Annotated in this window: 4 protein-coding genes; all 4 read right to left on the reverse strand. The window is 31.2% G+C overall.

Annotated elements, in window-relative coordinates:
• Positions 1-1,113, reverse strand: a 1,113-nt coding sequence (locus DMC01_RS11995; RefSeq protein WP_142694430.1) for a hypothetical protein, incomplete at its 3' end; no start/stop codon positions are given.
• Positions 1,091-1,249: a hypothetical protein gene (locus DMC01_RS13920; RefSeq protein ID WP_185908925.1), complete on the reverse strand. Its 159-nt coding sequence runs from the start codon at positions 1,247-1,249 to the stop codon at positions 1,091-1,093. The genes DMC01_RS11995 and DMC01_RS13920, both read right to left, overlap by 23 nt.
• Positions 1,250-1,287: 38 nt before the next feature.
• Positions 1,288-1,989, reverse strand: coding sequence for a hypothetical protein (locus DMC01_RS12000; RefSeq protein WP_142694431.1), 702 nt, complete (start codon positions 1,987-1,989; stop codon positions 1,288-1,290).
• Positions 1,976-4,209: DUF5675 family protein (locus tag DMC01_RS14545; RefSeq protein ID WP_221887162.1), on the reverse strand; the 2,234-nt coding region annotated here is incomplete at its 5' end. The genes DMC01_RS12000 and DMC01_RS14545, both read right to left, overlap by 14 nt.

Consider the following 4,209-nt stretch of genomic DNA (forward strand, 5'->3'; position numbering starts at 1 on the left):
TTCACTAAAATTTGTTTCACTGTCTATGCTTGATATGGTGTTTTTAGCTATCATCCTTAATACCCAGACCCTGCACCAATCATTTGGCAGTATATCCCAAATAAGCACTAGATAATTATCTCTCCATATGGGGTTTGTTAGGTTAGATTTATTTGTGTTATAATAGTTTTCTTGCGCCTTGTAATGCATTTCTTTAATTTTGTAGATATATTCATCACAAGCAAATTCGCTTAAATTGTTAGGACATTTTAGCGTTGGTAAAGTGATTTTGTGAGAAAAAAGCTGTGCTATTACTTTACCATCTTTTGAATCTGGCTTATCTAATAAATCTACAAAAAAATCATTTTGTGTATGTACTATGGAAAGGGCAGAAGTGGGCAATAGTTTTTGAACCAAAGATATTGGAATGGTTTTTGTGCGATTAGTATAATCCACAAAATTTAATTGTATATGCTGTGGCAATATTGTATAGTGCCTTATAAGTCCTAAACAAATATTATAACCTCCCAAAAATTCATCATAATTTTGAAACCAAGATTTGCTAGAATCATCTATGTTTTCCACACCAAAATACCACTCAAACTCCACCTCCATAGGCACAAGCACCGAGCCAAAACGCATATCAAAAAATCGCTTTTGTTGATTCTCGCTAAAACCTGCTTTTGATAGAATCTCTTTGACAAAGTCGTAGTTTATGTCATAGTTTGCTTTCCAATTAACATATTTTTTATCCAATCTTTCATCGCCAAAATCATTTGAAAATGGCTTTCTAACAAATTCCTTTGCATACAAATAAGCATAATTTACAAAGGGATTTTCCTCTGGAAAAAATATTAAATCAATGTTTTTGTTATATTTCACATCAAAGCTCCAAGAGATACGAAGCTTGCCTTTGAAATTCAAGGTGTCGGTTACGGGCGGATATATTGAGCGAATCTTAATATCTTTACTGCAAAAATATTCTTCTAACTCTTTGTCAGTTAGATTTGCATATTTGGGAATACTAAATCTATACATTATAAATAATCTAGCTTCTGTTGAATCCTCAAGTCTTTTTGCTGAAAAAATTAAATGTTCGCGCCTTGTATAGCTATCTTGCCAATCTATTTTCATTGATAACTACCCCTATAAGATTGCATATACTTATGCGAAGCATTCCTTTAGATTTATATATGTCGCCAATTAAACCATCTTTATATGATTCTTGCATATAAGATTCCACAAAATATTCATTTAGATTTGTTGTCATTTTATATCCTTTGTAATTGTGTGCTTATATAAACAATATTATCTGTTTATTTGTCCTATCCACCTGATAACCTTTCCTTCATCATCTACTTCAACTTCTAAATCTTTGTATTTGTTGTAAAATTTAGGTGCTAGCACTTCTTTGAAGTATTTTGTGCCTTTGGGGGTTCTACAAACCCAAAAATGATACATATTCCAAAACTTTGGAGTATCCCAGTTAGAATATTGATAATCTTCATTGCTCATATCCTTGTATCTTTCTTTAAGATCTATCATATCATACAAGTAAGCTGCTGTATAAAAATAATTATCCCTAAAATGTATCCAAGCTTGATATTTATCATCCCTTACCCTTGAAAGATGGTTTTCTTCTGTGTCATTTTTGTTGCAAAGTCCAAATTCTATATATCCAGCTAAAAAAAGCTGTCCTACTGTGTTTATGTATTCGCTTGCATAACTAGGTTTTATATCATTTTCTAAAAGATCCTCTTCTGGGTAATTGAAAAATAAGCTATCAACCTCAGTAGAACCATCATCTTCTCCAAACGGTCCTATGGCTAAGTCTAGCACTCTTATAGCAAAATATTCCAATACATCTGTTTTTGCAAGTTTTGGAATTTGCGAAAAAAGCTTGAAGTTAAAATCTACATTTCCTTCTCTTTCTAACTTGTGCCTAAGATCATAAAAATCATCGTGAAAAATTCCACTGTCTTTATCTTTTAATACCCTACCAATCACCATCCTCTTTCTCCTTATTGTGAATTTTAATTTGTTCATCTTTCTTTTTGTCTATGTTTCTTAATTTATTTTTATCCACTTCTATTGTTGAGCCTCCGCTTTTTGATTTTTTTCTTAATTTTACAACAGTGCCATCCTTTAATCTTGCCCTCTTTATCATATATTCTCCTTGTTCATCAAGCACATCAGCCAAAAATATTGCCTCTTTTATGAGATCTTCCCATATTTCTTTGATTTGCTTGTTATCCTTTGCTAGATAAGCACCACCCTTATCCTTTGGTAATTTATATTTATTTTCTATTAAGGATATAAGATCATTCCTATTTAAAATTCTTGTCTTGCCCCCAAACCCCCTACCAAAAGCTCTTTTAAAAGAAAAAAGCTCAAAGGGAGAAAGCAAGGGGATTATTTCTCCACTAGCATTTTTTTTCCACTCTTTATATCCAAAATCTATCTCAATAAATTCTTCACTGCCATCTTGTGCTTCGATTCGTATCACATTAGGCGAAATGTTCTGTTTTGTTTCTTTGGTTCGTGTTGGTTTGTTAAAATTATTTTTAATCCTTGCTTCGATATTCTCTACTACTTCACTCGTGCTTATTTTATCTCTACCCTTTGATTTAGCTAAATAAGAGTTAATAAAACCTTTTTGCTCTATAGCTTTTGCAAGTGTATCTTTTTTTGAATGATTTTCATCTGCCTTTAATATATTATCAGCCCAAAGATTAGGAATATTTTTATCTTTTACCCTTTCTTTTCCAATAATAAGGCAACCTTTTGAATTTCTAGGTGAAATGCTAGATTTATATCCCTCGTGTATCAAAATAGCTCTATCATAGGAAACAAAATCATTATGCAACCTAATTACTCTTTGCCTTAAGTTGCTACTATGCCATTTTGCCTCATACCTTCCTTCTGGAATTCGCAAATTGATTCCGCTTTTAATGCAATCAGGTCCCGGTCTATCAAGTATGTAGGCAAAATTGTTTTTATCATTTGGCAATGAAAATGGGTTAAATATTTCATATTCCTTTGTGTCTTGTGTTGTGAGTTTTTCTATAAACTTACCATTTGAATCTACCCTTTTGCCATCGATAAATATGTTCATTCTAGCAAGTGTAGATTCGGTAGTTTGTTTGAACCTCTCTATTAAAATTAAAATGCGTTTTTGGTATTTCACATTAAGGGGGATGTTTATAGATTCTTTTGATTTGATATGCGAAAGTAATGTTTGGATAAAGTCATCATAGCTATATCCTAAATTGATGTTTTTATTACTATTGTCTTTTTCTGCTACTTTAAACTGATGATTATCGATTTGCGCTACTTCTAGCGTGTTTTTATCATCTTTCTTTGTAATTTTTAAGTTAAAAAAATCTTCTGATAAATATGAGGCTAAATCTGATGCTTTAGTGCTTGAAGCAAACATATATGTAGCTTTATCTAGTGGAATTGTAACGAAATATGATTCATTATTTTTAATTTCAGGTAAAAAATCTTGTGTATTGTTTAGGTCATCATAATAGAAACTTTTATTTTTATCTGTTTGTGAAAAATAAATACTTGCTCTATTTTTGGGCTTTATCTCTGCATTATTTATCTTATTTTCTATTGCCATTCCACTTCTAGCATTCCACTCCCCTAATATTCTTTCATTTTCTAAAAACTGTAAAGTTTGTCCGTCAAATTCTAATCTAAATCTTGTTTGAACAATTTTTAGTTCTATGGAAGTTACGCGGTCTTGTTTGACTATCCTCTCATTTTCTCTTGTGCTGTTATTTATTTGATATGATTCACTGTAAATGTTAGACGCTGGGCTATTTACATAAGCAAAAAATGTAACTGTTTTACCCACCAAGCTTTCTAGCCTTGTATCTTCTTTAAAAAGCTCTTTGACTGTGAATTTAAGGCTTTGTCCTCTTTGTTTAAGCTTAACAAAGCCCTTATCATCTTTTGTAAGTGTTGAATTTAAGCTTATCTTATCATAGCTTGAAAGCTTAAAAGCCCATTTAATCTTTTGTGCTTCGTTGTCATTAATATCTTTGATTGTTTTAATAACATTACCCTGCTCTTCTTTATAATCTCTTTTTTGTTGTGTATTACTATCTATAACTTTATCTTTTTCAACTCTTATTTTCTGCTCCTCATAAACAAAGGCTTTAAGCATTATTTCTTGCTCTGTATCTATGGTGTAAATCTCATTTTGTGAATTTGACAAGCTAT

Origin of the sequence: Campylobacter troglodytis (assembly GCF_006864425.1) — a bacterium.
In the GTDB taxonomy this organism is placed as follows: Bacteria; Campylobacterota; Campylobacteria; order Campylobacterales; family Campylobacteraceae; genus Campylobacter_D; species Campylobacter_D troglodytis.